Below are 15,263 nucleotides of genomic sequence, written 5' to 3' on the forward strand. Positions count from 1 at the left end.
TTGTGCCGCGGGGAATCGCCAACGACTTTAGAAGTGGTCGAGCGCGCGCCGAGTACCGATTTCGGTGCACTCTGAAACAAAGATGAAACTCAGCTACTTTGAGTGACCGCAGGCAGCAGTAGCATGTTCACCTTCCGGGCTCCTGGACTGAATTCTCGCCGTCCGGGCATCCAATGCTAACGAGCAATGTGCGTTTTTCGGGCTAGCACGGCACCAGGTGACCGACGACCTCACTAGCCTTCTGAACCAGTTCGCGGCGGCTATGAGGAAGGCCTTCGCTCAAAGCGACTCGAAGGGCTTCGTGCGTAAACTCCAGGAGTGGGCCAAGAATCGCCGATTGCTGAAGGCCCGCCGGGAGTTGCCATTCACGTTCGAAAACTATCCGATGTTCAACAGCGACACCGATGGCCACAAATCGCCGAATGGGGGACCGAAAGACGATACCGTCGACCAGCCCAGGTCCTTCATCATCATCAAGTTGGGCGATATCCTCGGCCGTGAGGGGGACATACAGCCAAACAGAAACGTCAGCCGTATAGCCAACAGCACGCCAAAACAGATGAGTTGTTGAGCCAACTCGAATTGTCCCTAAAGTTGGGACGCCGTTGTAACGATCGAATATCTCAACGCCCTCTGTTGCCGTCAGCGGTGCCCAAGCAAGGTTGCCGACCTCAGCAATCAACGCACTACTCATCAGTATCACCCCCCACATCCACAGTGAAGCACTGGCTGAACCGGTCCGCCAAGGTGTCATCCCACTCGCTGGGCTCGCTGGGGCCCCCTGGAGGGAAGACCGAGACGTGCAAGGGGTTGCCTCGCGTGGGTGAATGGAGAACTACGAAGCCATCTGCCCTCAACCGCCCTGCCGTCGTCCAGCGGGCCGCAGCGCCAGGTGGAACCGTCTTAGTCACCAGCAGAGCCGCGGCCATGGCCGTCTGTTTCCCCATAATCAGGGACATCTCAGGCTCTCCGATGTCGACACGCAGGTGGTTCCGGAAGGGGATACCAAGTTCTCCATATTGGGTGAGTTCCACATCGTCGGCCAGCTCCTGCGTTGCAGCCACCTTCAAGGGCACCGGATTTTCTCTCGCTGGTGCTATCGGCAAAGGGTCGGCCGACGTTACCTAGATCACACAGGCGCTGCTGTCCTGTGCACGACACTAGCGCAACGTTCAACCCGTTCGTGTGTGTCTGACTGTTCTTGCTCTCCCGATCGGGCGGTGGGCTAGGCAACGGTCAGTGTGGATTGGCGAGCGCCGGTTCGGGCGCGAGCACCACCTACAGGTCAAGGTATCGGCGCCCGAGCTGGTGCGGTGTCCGTGGCCGTGGTCGGCAGACTTCGCCGGCTTCCGCAAGCGGGGCGGCCCTGGCCTGGGCTCATGGCTGCCGGACTAGCTGGTGTCGAGGTCGCAGTAGATCGAGATCTGGGTTCGTCGTAGGTCGGCTTCCGGCGGGATGAGGTCGACCTTGGCGAAGGTCGAGTCGGTGTGTCCGCAGAAGCCGTTGTGCGTTGACGAACCGGGGGCGCCGGCCAGCACCGTGCCGCGCGAATCGCGGAAGACTACACCGGCGCCGCCGTCGGTGAGCAGTTCGCAGCTCACGGATGGACCTATGTCGAACTCGGCGGCGGTTACTCCTGGGCTTGACGGCATCAGCGTGAAGGCGGCGACGCTTCGGAGGTCGGCCTCGAACAGGTGGTTGGCCTCGCCGGCCTCGAGCCAGTGGGTCGGGCCGATCTCCACCGACATCCGTGCCGCCGACGCCGCATCCGTCGTGGGTAGCCACGCGTAGGCGCCCACCGCGGCCCGGCCGCCCGGCAGGATCACCGGGATCCGTTGCGGCGGGCCGGACCACAGCACCCTGTCCTCAACCGCGCTGTGGAGGGTCAGCGAGACTTCGGTCCGATACGCCGCCGACGCGGACCGGTTGATCAGCACCGCCCCGATCCCGATCACCCGAATGGCGTTGCGCTCGGCGATCGTGCCGAATCCCTGCTCCTCGACCGCCAGCCGGTCCCCTGCCCGCACCGCGGTGCCGATCTTCGGTGGCGTCCCGTCGCAGTCCGGGGACGGCCCGTGAATGTCCTCGCCCGTCCGGAACCCCGCCGCGGCCACGAACCCCAGGCCCGCGAGGACCGTCGCCACCAACAACCCGATCCAGATCCCCCGTCGCTGCACGTCCCCTCCCCGTGTTGCGACCTCCAGCCTTCCGCCACCCGCGGCGCGCCTCAAGACCCGATCCAGGGCTGTGGATAACTCCCGGCATCGCGAACATTCCGGGCATCTGAACCGTGGAGCGCACGATCGCCGGCTCCGCCACCCGCCCCGAGTCAGCCCTCGCTCTTGACGAAGTGCTCGCGGACGACGTAGGTCGGGCGCCCCATGCCGTGGGCGTGGACGCGGCCGAGGTACTCCCCCAGCACCCCGATCCCGATCATCTGCGCGGACGAGAAGATCGTGACGAGGGAGGCGAGCGTCGTGAACCCGGCGACCTTGGTGTCGCCGGTGAAGTACAGCCACACCAGGCGCAGCGTGAGCAGGACGCCGCAGACGCCGATCAGGAAGCCGAGGTACGTCACGAGCCGCAGCGGCTTCGTGGAGTATCCCAGGATCATGTTGATCGCGTGCTTCATCAGGGATTTGAACGCGTAGCCGGAGCGGCCCTCGCTGCGCTGTTCCATGCGCACGGCCACGGAGCCGACCCGGGTGGTGGTCCACGACAGGACGATGTCCACGGACACGTGCGGGCCGCTGACCTGGTCGAAGCCGGCGCGCAGGAACGTGCGGAAGATGCGCAGGGCGCCGAGCACGTCGGCGTTCGGCACGCCCATGGTGCGCCCCATGACCAGGTTCTTCGCGCCCCACGAGGTCAGGTTGCGCAGCGCGCCGTGCTCCTCGGTCTGCGAGACGGCGTAGACGACGTCGAGGTCGTCGGTGAGGGCCGCGGCGAGCTTCGGCAGCTCCTCCGGCGGGTGCTGCAGGTCGTCGTCCATCGTGATGATGCGCTCGCAGGAGGCGGCGCGGATACCGGCGATGAGCGCGTTGTGCTGGCCGTAGTTGCGGGCCATCCGGATCGCCTGCACATGGGGGTGCTCGACGGCCAGGTCGCGGGCGGCGTCCCAGGTGGCGTCGGTGCTGTCGACCACCAGGATGATCTCGTGCACCGGGTCGATCGCCGGCAGGACCGCGTTCAGCCGCGCGACCAGGCGCGGCAGGATGCTCGCCGAGCGGTAGCAGGGGATGACGACGGAGATCGACACGGCCAAACTCCTAAGCGGCGATCGTGATGATGCGGGTGAACTCGTGCAGCAGGTCGAGGCCGTCCCAGACGCCGGCGAAGGTGAGCGCCTGGCCGAACGGCACGATCCGGTCCAGGCCGCGCCCGGCGAGGGCGGTGACGAAGTCGTCGAGCTCGGCGAGGGTGAAGCCGAAGTGGGCGAGCGTCTGGTCCTTGCGCCGGATCGCGGGGGCCAGCTCGGCGAGGGAGGCGACGGTGACGTGGCAGACGGTGCCGGCGCCGAGCCAGCCGCGCTGCAGTTCGCCGAGGCTCGCGAGCTCCACCTCGGCCAGGGCGTTGCCGGCGAAGGTGACCCGGGTCGCGGCTCCGTCGGCGGCGAGGCCGTAGGTCGCCACGTACTTCTCCACCGCCATCGCCGGGTCGACCGCCCACCCGCGCAGCGAGACCTCCTCGGCGAGCAGCCCGGTGAACTCGGCCCGCGCGGCTTGGGCGGTGTCAGGGTCGCCGACCCAGCACAGGTCGCGCGGGGACGAGCAGGCGGCCTGGTCGAACCAGTAGAGGTCGTTGGCGAAGCCGGCCACCGCGGCCCGGCGCTGCCCGGGCGTCGCCGCGCGCCAGCCGGCGACCGAGATCGCGGCGAACGAGCTGCGGTCCGGAAACGCGAGGTCCCGCGCGAGCGGGCGGACCGGGTGGCGGCGCAGCGCCGCGACCGAGGCGTCGCCGCCCCAGAGGACCCGCAGGTCACACGCGGCGCTCAGCGCCGCGGTCAGGGCGTCGTCGCGCTCGTACGTCACCATCCGCTGCGTCTGCGCGATCGCCGGATCGGCGTCGGCCAGCACCTCGTTGAGCGCCTCCAGGACCACCTCGGCCGCGCCCGCCGAGCGGTTGGAGATCCGCACGACGTTGTGGTTTCCGGCCAGGGCCGACAGCGCCCACGAGTACACGAAGATCGTGTCCACGTTGGCCGGCGGGAAGTGCAGCACCAGGCCCCGCGGGGCACGGCGCTGGCCGGACGCGCCGTCGCCGAGCCGGGCCACGGCCCGGGCCAGCTCGCCCTTGCGCAGGAAGAAGCCGAGCGAGCCGAGCTCCGGGTGGCGGCGGGCCAGGTCGGGGCGCAGCAGGCGGCGGGAGAACGCGGCGAGGAAGTCCCGCACCCGCTCGTCGCCGACGACGAGCCGGCCGCCGGGCGGGTCGGCGGTGACCTCGGCGAGCAGGCCGTCCAGCCCGACCGATGCCGAAAAATGCGGAAATTTCACCTTAAATGGCGTCATACCGCCGCCCCTACGAACGTGTCGCTGCAGCCCCGCGCCTCGGCCCGTGGCAGGCGGCCGAGGATCGAGAAGCGCTTGCCGGGCCAGGCCCCGTCGTCGACGCCGTGGACCACGCCGAGGTCCTCGGTGAGCAGGACGTGGCCGGGGTACGACTCCGGGAGGGTGGACAGCACCTCGACCAGCCCCGGGCGGCCGGGCGGCAGCGGCTCCCACGTGTCCGGGTCGCGGATCACGACGTCGGCGAAGTCGGGGCAGTACAGGCTGTCGCCGTCGGGGCCCTCGAGGTACACCACGCCGATCTGCTCGACCATGCCGTAGAAGTTGTGGATGCGCGTCAGCCCCGTGCCGGTGCGGAACGCGCGCCGGAACTCGGCGTTGCCGACCCGGCGGTCGGCCAGCTTCTTCCAGCCGCCCGAGTGGATGAGGATCCCGTTGGCGAGGTCGAGGCGGTGGTCGCGGGCGAGCTCGTAGAGGTACAGCCAGACCATGAAGGTGAACCCGAACACGAGGAACGGGCGGTCGCCGTGCGCGGCGAGGAAGCCCCGCACCGCGTCCACGTCCGGGCGGCCGTGCTCGTCCAGCGCCCACACGTGGTCGCGCCCGAACGTCGCCATGCCCAGCACGCCGGCGCCCCGCGCGCTGAACGAGCGCCGGTCCTTGATGATCGCCTTGGTGTCGACCACGAGCATCGGCAGGCGCTGCGGGCCGAGGACGGTCTGCAGGGTCCGGCCCAGCATGCGCGTCTGCGCGGCGGCGGCCTCGCGGTCGAGGTAGATCCGGCTGACGTCCCCTGTGGTACCGCTGGAGGTGAGGACCTTGAAGACGGCCTCGTCCGGGATGCTCTTGAGCCGGCGGGTCTTGAACAGCCGGACCGGCAGCCAGGGCAGCTCGGCGGTGTCGCGGTAGATCCGGCCGGGGGCGTGGCCGGTCGCGGCGAGGATGTTCGCGTACTCCGCGCCGCGCGCCCGATGCCGCTCGGTCAGCTCGATCAGCCGGGGCAGCAGGAGCGCCTCCCGCTCCAAGCTGGAAAGCGTGAACACGGTCATCGGGCGGCCTCCAGCGCGCGGTAGTCGACCTTGCCGTTGCTCAGCAGCGGCAGCGCCGCGACCGCGCGCACCTCGAAGCCGGACCAGTGCAGCCGGAGCCGCTCGGCCAGGCCCTGGCGCAGCGCCGCGGGGTCGCCCTCGGCCGCGAACACGACCACCTTGTCCTCGCCGGCGACCGCGGCGGCCGGGACGGGCAGCATCCGCTCGACGTCGTCGAGGTTGAGCCGCACGCCGAAGACCTTGCCGAAGCGCTTGCGCCGGCCCTCGATCCACAGGTAGCCGTCCGCGTCGAGCCGCCCCAGGTCGCCGGTGACCAGCAGGCCGCCGTGGTCGTCGCCGCGGGCCAGGTCGGCGGCGGTCTCGGCGTAGCCGAGCATGACGTTCGGGCCGCGGTACAGCACCTCGCCGGAGACGTCCGGCGCGGTGGTCTCGGTGCCGTCGTCGAGCCGGATGCTCAGCCGTCCGCCGGGCACCGCCGGGCCGACCGAGCCGAGCTTCTCGCCGAGGCGCCCGGCCGGGAGGGTGGTGAGGCGCGGCGCGGCCTCGGTCTGGCCGTACATGACGAAGAGCCGCCCGCCGACTGACGTCATCCGCTCGTGGAAGTCGCGCACGAGCTCTGGGCGCAGGCGCCCGCCGGCCTGGGTCAGCGTGCGCAGGGTGGGGTGGCGGGCCGCGTCGAAACGCAGCCGGACCAGCATCTCGTACTGCGAGGGCACGAGCGCCAGCGAGGTCACCCCGTAGCCGTCGACGGCGGGCCAGAAGTCGCGGCCGAGCAGCCCGCCGGCCTCGACGACCAGCGTGGCCCCGGCGGCCAGGTGCGTGTTGAGCACCGACAGGCCGTAGCTGTAGTAGAACGGCAGCGCGCTGATCGCCACGTCGTCGGCGGTGATGCCGAGCGCCTCGATGATCGAGTCGGTGTTGGCCAGGATCGCGCGGCGGGACAGCCTTACCAGCTTCGGGTTGCCGGTCGAGCCGGAGGTGGCCAGCAAAACGGATAAATCCGGATGTGGGACATAGGCCGACACTTCCTCGCGCACCCACTTGTCCGGATTTTTCCGGATATACCGCTTCGGCACCTCGTCCGGCAGCGGCCCCATGACGCCGGCCGGCTCGAACCGCTCGACGAAGTCGAGCAGCGTCTCATCAGGCAGGGCAGGATCCAGCAGCGCCACCGGTCGGCCGGCTTCGAAGGCCGTCACGTAGTTGCGTACGGCCTCGACCGTCGTGGGCATGCGGAGGAAGACGACTCCCGGCGGGACGTCATCCAGCACGTCCGATTTGTACGGAAATTTCGTGACAACGCCGCTCGCAGCGTCGATGATCCGCCCGTGCATCAAACGATCACCCCGCCGTCGACACCGATCACCTGGCCTGTGACAAATCGGGCCTGCGGCGACAGCAGGAACGTCACCACGTCGGCGACCTCCTCGGGACGGCCGAGGCGGCGCAGCGGGGTCGCGGCGATACGCTCCGCCCGGCCGACCTCGTCCAGCGACGCGAGCATGTCCGTCTCGACGAACCCGGGCGCGACGGCGTTGACCCGGATGCCGGAGGGGCCGAGCTCCTTCGCGGCCGCGCGGGCCAGCCCCGCGACCGCGGCCTTCGAGGCGCCGTACACGGCCTGCCCGGCGGCCCCCGCGGTGCCCATGACCGAGGCCATCAGCACGACGGCCGGCGCGGCCCCGCGGCGCAGCAGCTTCACGGCCGCCTGCAGCGTGTGCGCGGCCCCGGCGGCGTTGACCGCGAAGACCCGCTCGACCGCCTCGGCGCCCATCATCCCGAGCAGTCCGGCCTCATGCACCCCGGCGTTGACGACCAGGGCGTCGAGGCGGCGGTGGCGCTCGAAGACCGCGCGGACGATCCCGGCCACGTCCTCGGCCCGGGACACGTCGCCGTGCACGACGAGCTGGTCGCCCGGAATCGCCTCGGCGGCGGCCTTCGCGGAGCCCTCCTCGCGCCCGTGCAGCACCAGCTCGTAGCCGGCGGCGGCCAGGGCCTCGGCGACCGCGCGGCCGATCCCGCGCGACGAGCCGGTGACCAGCGCGACCCGTGCGTGGTCAGCCGGCGAGCGCAACGTCGTGCTTTCCCAGGATCTCGACGGCCTTGCCGAAGGAGCTCAGGTCGATCACCTCGTCGGTATCGATCATGACGTCGAACGCGTCCTCGATCTCGGCGATCAGCGTCAGGTGCGCCAGGGAGTCCCACTGCTCGATGGCGCGGTACTCCAGCCGGTCGACGTCGAGGTCCTCCGGCAGGCCCAGGGCCGTGCGGAACGCGGTGCGGAGACGGTCGAGGTTGCTCATCGGCGGTCCTCCGGGGGTTACGCAACTTGGGAGAAAGTACGCAAGTTGTACGGATCGTCAGGGTGTTCAACGACCTAGGAGGTCCCGAGGTGCTGCGCGAGGCCCACGAGTCCGACGTGGAAACCATCCGGAGCTGGCGCAACCACCCGAAGACCCGGGGCGCGAGCATCCACACGGCGTACATCACGCCGGAGGGCCACGCCCAGTGGTGGTCGAAGGTGCGGGCCGACCCCGCGCGGCGGGTGCTCATCTTCAGCTACGCGGGCCACGACTGCGGCGTCGTGACGTTCAACGACCACGATCCAGTCGGCGGTACCGCGGAATGGGGCTTCTTCCTCGACGTCGACGGCCTCGATGCGCGCGGCGAGCTGCTGCCGGCCTGGATGGAGCTGGAGAAGACCGCGGTGGACTACGCGTTCGGGGAGATGGGGCTGCGCTCGTTCGGCGGCCGGACGCTCGCCTGGAACAAGCCGGTGATCGCGCTGCACCGCCGCTTCGGCTTCGTCGAGGTCCCCGAGCGGCGCTACACCGCCGAGATCGACGGCACCGAGCAGCTCGTCGTGTGGACGGAGAAGTCGCGTCCGACCGTCGGGTGAGCCGGCGTCAGGACAGGTCCGGCAGGCGGCCCGGGGCGAGGCGCTCCTCGGGGTCGAGGGCGAGCTTGAGCCGGGCCGCGGCGGTGGGCAACGGCTCGGGGCCGTGGCTCTCGACCAGCTCGCGGAGCTCCAGCGGGGCGCGCAGCAGGGTGCAGCCCCCGCCGCCGCGGGCCAGGAGCACCGTGCGGGCCGCCGTCAGCATGCCGTCCAGGCGCTCGGGCGCGATCGTGTCGGGCAGGGCCACGTGTGCCACACCCAGGCCCACCGAGCCGCGGACCGGCACCGGGACGCCCGCCGCGTCGCGCAATGCGTAGATCACGGCGAACAGCTCGCTCGGACGGCCCCAGATCTTCAGGGCCACGTCCTCGGCCTCGAAGGGGTAGCGGCCCCACCACGGCGGGGGCAGGGGCTCGACCATGGCGCCGCCGCCGAGGAGCTTGGCGGCGGACTCGGCCCGGTGGGCGACGACGGCCTCGCCCCCCTCGAACAGGGCCGCCAGCTCGGCGGGGCGCCCGGGCAGCGAGCCGGGGAGGTCCGCCTCAACGGCGGCCGGGTCCAGCGCGGAGGCGGTCAGGGCCTCGGTCAGCTGCCGCACCTCGCGCGGTGTCGAGACCGGGCGTACCACCCACAAACGCGCGGCCGGCAGCGGCTCCAGCCGCACCGTCGCCTCGGTGACGACGCCCAGGGTCCCCAACGAGCCACAGACGTATCGCGCCAGCTCCGACCCGTCCACCCCATGCTCCAGGCTGCCCTCGTCCAGCGCCACCCGCACGCCGGTCACGAGGTCGCGGGGCGTGCCGAAGCGGTGTCGCAGCGGCCCCGCCTCGTTGGTAGCCAGCACCCCGCCCAGCGTCGCCCCGGGCGAGCCGACGTCCAGCGGCAGGCGGCGGCGCTCCTTGAGCAGATACGCCCGCAGCGCCCGCAGCGGCGTGCCCGCCGCGACCGTCGCGCTGAGCCCGTCCGGCGCGAGGTGCAGCACGCCGGACAGCCGGGAGAGATCGAGCAGGACGTCGACGTGGGTCGGCGGCAGGCCCCAGTCGAGCTTGGTCCCGGCGCCGCTCGGCACCACGGACAGGCCCTCGGCCGCGGTGAACCGCAGCACCTCCGCCACCTCGGCCGGGCCGCCGGGGGCGGCCACCCAGCCGACCGGCACCCCGTCGACGGTGTCGGCGGGGCCCGCCTCCCACACCTGCTCCGGGCCGCACGCGCCCGCCAGGGCCTCGATCACCGTCACCGCAGACTCCCGCTTCCCTAGCTCACCAGCTGCCACCGTGGACGTGGGGAAGATCGGTCGCTGGGAATCGCGGTAGCCCGGGCCAGGAAATCACGATCCAGGCTTTCCCAATGACACGCTCGAATACATTCGAGCGCTGGTGCGGTGCACATAGTGCACCAACCGACATCCGAACATACGTTCGAAGCGTATGCGCCAACTACGACAGCCGCAAGACCTGCTTCAGGAAGGCCGTCCGATCGGCGGTGGCGACGGCGAATCCGGCCAGGTCGTGGCCGGTGTCGTAGTCCTTGCGCTGCTTGGCGCCGGCGACCTGGGTGGTCAGCTCCGCCCGCTCGGCCTCCGGCACGACGTTGTCCTGCTTGCCGAACTGCAGGAGCACGGAGCGCTTGCCGCCGGCGGCGACGTACGGGCCGGCGTCGAAGCGGGCGAGGGAGTCGAGGTACGGGTGCCAGTCCTGCGGCACCTTCTGCTTGACCATCCAGCGCGAGAACCGGCTCGGGCCGGCGGCCAGGACCGCCCCGGTGATGCGGGTCTCGAGGCCGAGCAGGACCGCGCCGAGGGCGGCGCCGGAGTGGTGCCCGGCGTAGCCGACCCGGGATCCGTCGCAGTCGCTGCGGCGGATGAGCAGGTCGAAGGCGCGGCGCTGGGCGACGACGGCGTTGGCGAGCACCTTGGCGTCGGCAGACGGGTCGCCGGTCGGCTTGATCGGCAGGCTGGTGACCATGACCAGCGCCTTCATCCGGGCGACGGCCATGGCCTCCTCGAGCAGCTTGTCGCGGTCGCCGTCGGGGCCGGTGCCGAAGACGACGGCGGGCATCCGCAGCGTGTCGCCGGGGATGTCGGCGCTGACCACGTACGCCGGGATCGCGTCGTTGCCGCGCGTGTCCGAGAACGTGATGTCCTCGAGGATGACCCCGTCGCCGCTGCGCTTGTCGGTCAGCTGCGCGTTGAGCGAGGAGCCCTTGTCGTAGTTGTAGAGCTTCTTGAGCTCCGCGAGCGGGACCGCGGCCGGGACGTACCCCGAGGGGTCGAACGTCGACGCGGCCTGCGGATCGACGCTCGGCGAGGCGGAACCGCCCGCCGAGCCGGCCGAACCTTTCGATGGCGCCGTCGCCGACCCCTCGGAGCACGCTTGGACCAGCATCGCTGCCAGCCCGGTCACCCCGATGTGCAACACCCCACGACGCCGCACCGGCATCCCTCCGTGGTCTCGCCCGAACTACGAGACCTTGACGGTACCGGCGTCGCTCTCTCCTGAAGGGACAGACCGCCGAATGACGTGTGTGGTTGCGTCACGCCAAGGGGTAGTCCTCGTCGTCACCCCAGGAGGTAACGTACGGATGTGTGACAGCCGAGCAGCCGCCCACCGCGAAGCGGGTCCCGCACGAGCGGGTCCACCACGGCGACACCGTGGTCGACGAGTATTTCTGGCTCCAGAACAAGGACGACCCGGACACGGTCGCCTACCTGGAGGCCGAGAACACCTTCACCACGGCGGCGACCGCGCACCTGGAGCCGCTGCGCGAGACGCTGTTCAACGAGATCAAGACCCGCACCAAGGAGACCGACCTCTCGGTGCCCACCCGCAAGGGCGGTTACTGGTACTACACCAGGACCGAGGAGGGCAAGCAGTACGGCATCCACTGCCGCGTCCCCGCCGCCGAGGGCCGCGACGCCCCGCCGGAGATCGGCGACGGCGCCCCGCTGCCCGGCGAGCAGGTCCTGCTGGACGGCAACGAGCTCGCCGGGGGCAGTGAATACTTCGCCCTCGGCACCTTCGACCTCAGCGTGGACGGGCACCGGCTGGCGTACAGCACCGACTTCTCCGGCGACGAGCGCTTCACGCTGCGGGTGAAGGACCTGCGCACCGGCGAGGACCTGCCCGACGTCATCGAGAACGCGTTCTACGGCTCGGCCTGGTCCGCGGACGGCTCGCAGCTGTTCTACCTCACCGTCGACGAGGCCTGGCGGCCGCACCGCGTGTGGCGCCACGCCATCGGCACCCCGGCCGCCGACGACGTGATCGTCTTCGAGGAGCCCGACGAGCGCTTCTGGGTGGGCGTGGAGCTGACCCGCTCGGAGCGGTTCCTGCTCATCGACGTCAACAGCAAGGTCACCAGCGAGGTGCTGGTGATCCCGGCCGACGCGCCGACGAGCGAGCCCCGCTCGATCGCGCCGCGCCGCCAGGGCGTGGAGTACTCCGTCGAGCACCACGGCCACCGGTTCCTGATCCTGCACAACGACGGGGCCGAGGACTTCGCGCTGTCGTACACGTCGGTGGACAACCCGGGCGACTGGACGACGCTGATCGAGCACGCGCCGGGGACCCGGCTGCTGCAGGTCGACGCGTTCTCCGGGCACCTGGTGGTAACGCTGCGCCGCGACGGGCTGACCGGCATCCGGGTGGTGCCGCTGCACGGCGCGGCGGCCTACGACATCGCCTTCCCCGAGCCGCTGTACTCGGTGGGGCCGGAGGCCAACCTGGAGTACGACACCACGTCCTTCCGCCTGCACTACGTGTCGATGGTGACGCCCGACTCGGTGTACGACTGCAACCTGCACAGCGGCGAGCTGACCCTGCGCAAGCAGAAGCCGGTGCTGGGCGACTTCGACGCGTCCCGCTACGAGCAGCACCGCGAGTGGGCGATCGCCGACGACGGCACCCGGGTGCCGATCTCGATCGTCGCCCGCAAGGGCACGCCCCGCGACGGTTCGGCCCCCGCGACGCTCTACGGCTACGGCTCGTACGAGTCCTCGATGGACCCCTGGTTCTCGATCCCGCGCCTGTCGCTGCTGGACCGCGGGGTGGTCTTCGCCATCGCGCACATCCGCGGCGGCGGCGAGATGGGCCGGCGGTGGTACGACGAGGGCAAGCTGCTGGCCAAAAAGAACACGTTCACCGACTTCGTCGCCTGCGCCGAGCACCTGGTCAAGGCCGGTTGGACGGCCCCGGAGCGGCTGGTGGCGCGGGGCGGCTCGGCCGGCGGGCTGCTGATGGGGGCGGTGGCCAACCTGGCACCCGCGGCCTTCGGCGGGGTCGTCGCGCAGGTGCCGTTCGTCGACGCGCTCAACACGATCCTCGACCCGTCGCTGCCGCTGACCGTGACGGAGTGGGAGGAGTGGGGCAACCCGCTGGAGGATCCGGAGGTGTACGTCTACATGAAGTCGTACACCCCGTACGAGAACCTCGCCGCGGTGCAGTACCCGCCGATCCTGGCGGTGACGAGCCTCAACGACACCCGGGTGCTCTTCCACGAGCCGGCCAAGTGGGTCGCCCGGCTGCGCGCGGTCTCGCCGGGCACCGAGGTCCTGCTCAAGACCGAGATGGGGGCCGGGCACGGCGGGCCGAGCGGCCGCTACGACGCCTGGCGCGAGGAGGCGTTCATCGCCGCCTGGCTGCTGGACAAGGTCGGCAAGGCGTAAGCACCTCGGCGCGTTGTCCACAGGCTGGGGATAACTTGCTGTGGACAACTCGCCGAACACCTGTGGATAACCGTGATGGGCAGCGGGTTACTGTGTGGATCCACACAGGCACTACCCACAGGCTGTGGATAAGTCAGGCGAAGAGGCGGGCGGCCAGCTCGGGGGCGATGTTGCCGCCGCTGATCACGGCGACGGTCCGCCCGGCCGGCAGCTCGTCGCGGCGGTGCAGCACGGCCGCGGTGGCCACGGCGCCGCTCGGCTCGACGACCAGCCGCGCCTTGCGGGCCAGCGTGCGGACCGTGTCGAGGATCTCCTCCTCGCTGACGGTCACGATCGCGTCGAGGTAGGTCGACAGGTGCGCGAGCGTCAGCTCGGACAGGGCCGTACGCAGCCCGTCGGCGCAGGTGCTGAGCATCCGCTCCACGGGCCATACCCGGACCATGCCCGCGGCCAGGCTCTCGGCGGCGTCGGCGGCGACCGCCGGCTCGACGCCGATGACCGCCACGTGCGGGGCGAGGGACTTGACCGCGGTCGCCACACCGGAGGAGAGCCCGCCGCCGCCGACCGGCACCACGACCACGTCGACGCTGGAGAGGTCCTCGAAGATCTCCAGCCCGACCGTGCCCTGCCCGGCGATGATGTCCGGGTGGTCGTACGGCGGGATGAGCGTCAGCCCCCGCTCGGCCACGAGCTGTTTGGCGACCACCTCGCGCTCCGACTGCGGCACGAGGATGACCTCGGCGCCGTAGCCGCGGGTTGCCTCGATCTTCAGCGGGGTCGAGACTTCGGGCATCACCACGGTCACCGGCACGCCGAGGGCCCGGCCCGCGTAGGCGAGGGCCTGGCCGTGGTTGCCGGAGGAGTGGGTCACCACGCCGGAGCGGCGGTGCTCGAGGTCGAGACGGTGCAGCGCGTTGGTGGCGCCGCGAAGCTTGAAGGCGCCGATGGGCTGCAGGCTCTCGGGTTTGAGCCACAGCTCCTCGGCCCAGGGGCTGGGTAGCAGCGGAGTGCGCACCACGAGCCCGGAGATCCGCGCGGCAGCATCGCGGATTTCATCCAGGTGAACGAGGTTTTGCTGGGTGGCGGTCACGTCGCCAATCCTGACATCACCCAGCTGCGGACACCCTCGTCACTTACGGCGAATGAGAGATCCATAACGCGGTGGCCGGTCGGCTACCCGCTGCTGTAGAAGCGCGCCGCGCCCGGGTGCAACGGGATCGGGTCGGTCTGGGGCGCGGTGCCCTTGTCGTAGTTGCCGCCCTCCGGGTGGACCCGGCTGAGCTCGGTCTGGTACTCGAAAAGGATCTTGGTCAGGTCGTGCGCGAGCTGCTCGGGCATGTCGGGCGAGACCACGATGAAGTTGCCGATGACGATCGTGTCGATGTCGTTGGCGGTGTCGTACGCCGCCTTCGGGATCTTGGCGCCGCTATAGACGGGGCCGTAGCGGTACGCCAGCGGCTGGAGCAGCGTGTTGAGCGGCAGGATGGCGTAGCCGTTCGGCGAAGAATTGAGCAGGTCGTTGATGCCCGGCGTGGGCAGGCCGCCGGCGAAGAAGAACGCGTCCGTGGTGCCGGCCTGCATGCCCTTGGTCGTCTCGGGCAGCGACAGGCGCTGGCGGACCACGTCGGTGTCGGGGTTCAGCCCGCCGGCGAAGAGGATCCGCCCGGCGACGACGTCCGCGCCCGAGCCGAGCGAGCCGGTGGAGACCCGCTTGCCGCGCAGGTCGGAGAACTTCGTGATGTTCGCGGACCGGCGCACGACCAGATGGACGTAGCTCCTGTACACGCGGGCCAGCGCGACGATCTTCTGCGGCTGGCCGTCGAAGGCGCCCTTGCCCGCGTAGGCGTCCGCCGCGGTGTCGGCCAGGGTCAGCGCGATGTCCATGTCCCCGGTCGCGACCCGCTGGATGTTCTCCCCGGACGCGCCGGTCGCCTCCGCGCGGGCCTCGTAGCCGGGGAGGTGCTTGGTGATGAGGTCGGCGTAGCCGCCGCCGATGGAGTAGTACACGCCGGTGGTGTTGCCGGTGGCGATGAAGAGCCGCCCGCCGTGCCACAGCCCGGCGCCGGGGCGCTGGGGCAGGCTGGAGCAGCCGGCGACGGCGAGGACCGCCGCCAGCACCAGCGCCAGGTTCCGAAGCTTCACGGGGCGGC

The 15,263-nt window shown here is 70.6% G+C and carries 14 protein-coding genes; 3 read left to right on the forward strand and 11 right to left on the reverse strand.

Annotated elements, in window-relative coordinates:
- Positions 1–217: 217 nt before the first annotated feature.
- Entirely contained in the window at positions 218–571 is a 354-nt protein-coding gene (locus ACQPY0_RS57000) for a hypothetical protein (RefSeq protein WP_432981660.1), read from the forward strand.
- A gap of 820 nt (positions 572–1,391) precedes the next feature.
- Here the strand turns inward: ACQPY0_RS57000 and ACQPY0_RS57005 are convergent.
- From ACQPY0_RS57005 to ACQPY0_RS57035, 7 genes are all read right to left on the reverse strand, one after another.
- Positions 1,392–2,177, reverse strand: a complete 786-nt coding sequence (locus ACQPY0_RS57005; protein ID WP_432981662.1) for a hypothetical protein — start codon at positions 2,175–2,177, stop codon at positions 1,392–1,394.
- 152 nt (positions 2,178–2,329) lie between these two features.
- Positions 2,330–3,259: a glycosyltransferase family 2 protein gene (locus ACQPY0_RS57010; protein WP_432981665.1), complete on the reverse strand. Its 930-nt coding sequence runs from the start codon at positions 3,257–3,259 to the stop codon at positions 2,330–2,332.
- Between the two features lie 10 nt (positions 3,260–3,269).
- On the reverse strand, positions 3,270–4,508 hold the full coding sequence (locus ACQPY0_RS57015) for an acyl-CoA reductase (RefSeq protein WP_432981668.1): 1,239 nt from the start codon (positions 4,506–4,508) through the stop codon (positions 3,270–3,272).
- Positions 4,505–5,554 carry an acyl-protein synthetase gene (locus tag ACQPY0_RS57020; RefSeq protein WP_432981671.1) on the reverse strand — a complete coding sequence of 350 codons (1,050 nt, stop codon included), beginning with the start codon at positions 5,552–5,554 and terminating at the stop codon, positions 4,505–4,507. Before ACQPY0_RS57020 ends, ACQPY0_RS57015 begins: the two co-directional genes overlap by 4 nt.
- Positions 5,551–6,888 carry an AMP-binding protein gene (locus ACQPY0_RS57025; RefSeq protein ID WP_432981674.1) on the reverse strand — a complete coding sequence of 446 codons (1,338 nt, stop codon included), beginning with the start codon at positions 6,886–6,888 and terminating at the stop codon, positions 5,551–5,553. The genes ACQPY0_RS57020 and ACQPY0_RS57025 overlap by 4 nt, the downstream gene beginning before the upstream one ends.
- Entirely contained in the window at positions 6,888–7,628 is a 741-nt protein-coding gene (locus ACQPY0_RS57030; RefSeq protein ID WP_432981677.1) for an SDR family NAD(P)-dependent oxidoreductase, read from the reverse strand. The genes ACQPY0_RS57025 and ACQPY0_RS57030 overlap by 1 nt, the downstream gene beginning before the upstream one ends.
- Positions 7,612–7,857, reverse strand: a complete 246-nt coding sequence (locus tag ACQPY0_RS57035) for an acyl carrier protein (RefSeq protein ID WP_432981680.1) — start codon at positions 7,855–7,857, stop codon at positions 7,612–7,614. The genes ACQPY0_RS57030 and ACQPY0_RS57035 overlap by 17 nt, the downstream gene beginning before the upstream one ends.
- A gap of 62 nt (positions 7,858–7,919) precedes the next feature.
- Between ACQPY0_RS57035 and ACQPY0_RS57040 the strand changes: the two genes are divergently transcribed.
- The gene (locus tag ACQPY0_RS57040) at positions 7,920–8,453 is read left to right on the forward strand and encodes a GNAT family N-acetyltransferase (RefSeq protein ID WP_432981683.1); all 534 of its coding nucleotides are present in this window, start codon (positions 7,920–7,922) and stop codon (positions 8,451–8,453) included.
- 7 nt (positions 8,454–8,460) lie between these two features.
- Here ACQPY0_RS57040 and ACQPY0_RS57045 read toward each other — a convergent pair whose 3' ends face one another.
- Both ACQPY0_RS57045 and ACQPY0_RS57050 read right to left on the reverse strand, forming a co-directional pair.
- Positions 8,461–9,687: an FAD-binding oxidoreductase gene (locus tag ACQPY0_RS57045; RefSeq protein WP_432981686.1), complete on the reverse strand. Its 1,227-nt coding sequence runs from the start codon at positions 9,685–9,687 to the stop codon at positions 8,461–8,463.
- Positions 9,688–9,886: 199 nt separating this feature from the next.
- Complete coding sequence (locus ACQPY0_RS57050; protein WP_432981689.1) at positions 9,887–10,882, reverse strand: alpha/beta hydrolase family protein; 996 nt, start codon at positions 10,880–10,882, stop codon at positions 9,887–9,889.
- 152 nt (positions 10,883–11,034) lie between these two features.
- Between ACQPY0_RS57050 and ACQPY0_RS57055 the strand changes: the two genes are divergently transcribed.
- Positions 11,035–13,113: a S9 family peptidase gene (locus ACQPY0_RS57055; protein WP_432981692.1), complete on the forward strand. Its 2,079-nt coding sequence runs from the start codon at positions 11,035–11,037 to the stop codon at positions 13,111–13,113.
- A 133-nt stretch (positions 13,114–13,246) separates the two neighbouring features.
- Here the strand turns inward: ACQPY0_RS57055 and ACQPY0_RS57060 are convergent, their stop codons facing one another.
- Together ACQPY0_RS57060 and ACQPY0_RS57065 are read right to left on the reverse strand one after the other, a co-directional pair.
- Positions 13,247–14,203, reverse strand: coding sequence for a threonine ammonia-lyase (locus tag ACQPY0_RS57060; RefSeq protein WP_432981695.1), 957 nt, complete (start codon positions 14,201–14,203; stop codon positions 13,247–13,249).
- A gap of 83 nt (positions 14,204–14,286) precedes the next feature.
- Positions 14,287–15,255 (reverse strand): TAXI family TRAP transporter solute-binding subunit, encoded by a 969-nt coding sequence (locus tag ACQPY0_RS57065; RefSeq protein ID WP_432981698.1) that lies wholly within the window; start codon positions 15,253–15,255, stop codon positions 14,287–14,289.
- Positions 15,256–15,263: the final 8 nt, after the last annotated feature.

It is taken from the genome of Dactylosporangium sp. CA-233914, from assembly GCF_050942935.1.
Classification (GTDB): Bacteria; Actinomycetota; Actinomycetes; order Mycobacteriales; family Micromonosporaceae; genus Dactylosporangium.

Coding starts and splice junctions, on each gene's coding strand:
- ACQPY0_RS57015 (WP_432981668.1), bottom strand. CDS start 4,508: ATGACGCCATTTAAGGTGAAATTTCCGCATTTTTCGGCATCGGTCGGG.
- ACQPY0_RS57020 (WP_432981671.1), bottom strand. CDS start 5,554: ATGACCGTGTTCACGCTTTCCAGCTTGGAGCGGGAGGCGCTCCTGCTG.
- ACQPY0_RS57025 (WP_432981674.1), bottom strand. CDS start 6,888: ATGCACGGGCGGATCATCGACGCTGCGAGCGGCGTTGTCACGAAATTT.
- ACQPY0_RS57035 (WP_432981680.1), bottom strand. CDS start 7,857: ATGAGCAACCTCGACCGTCTCCGCACCGCGTTCCGCACGGCCCTGGGC.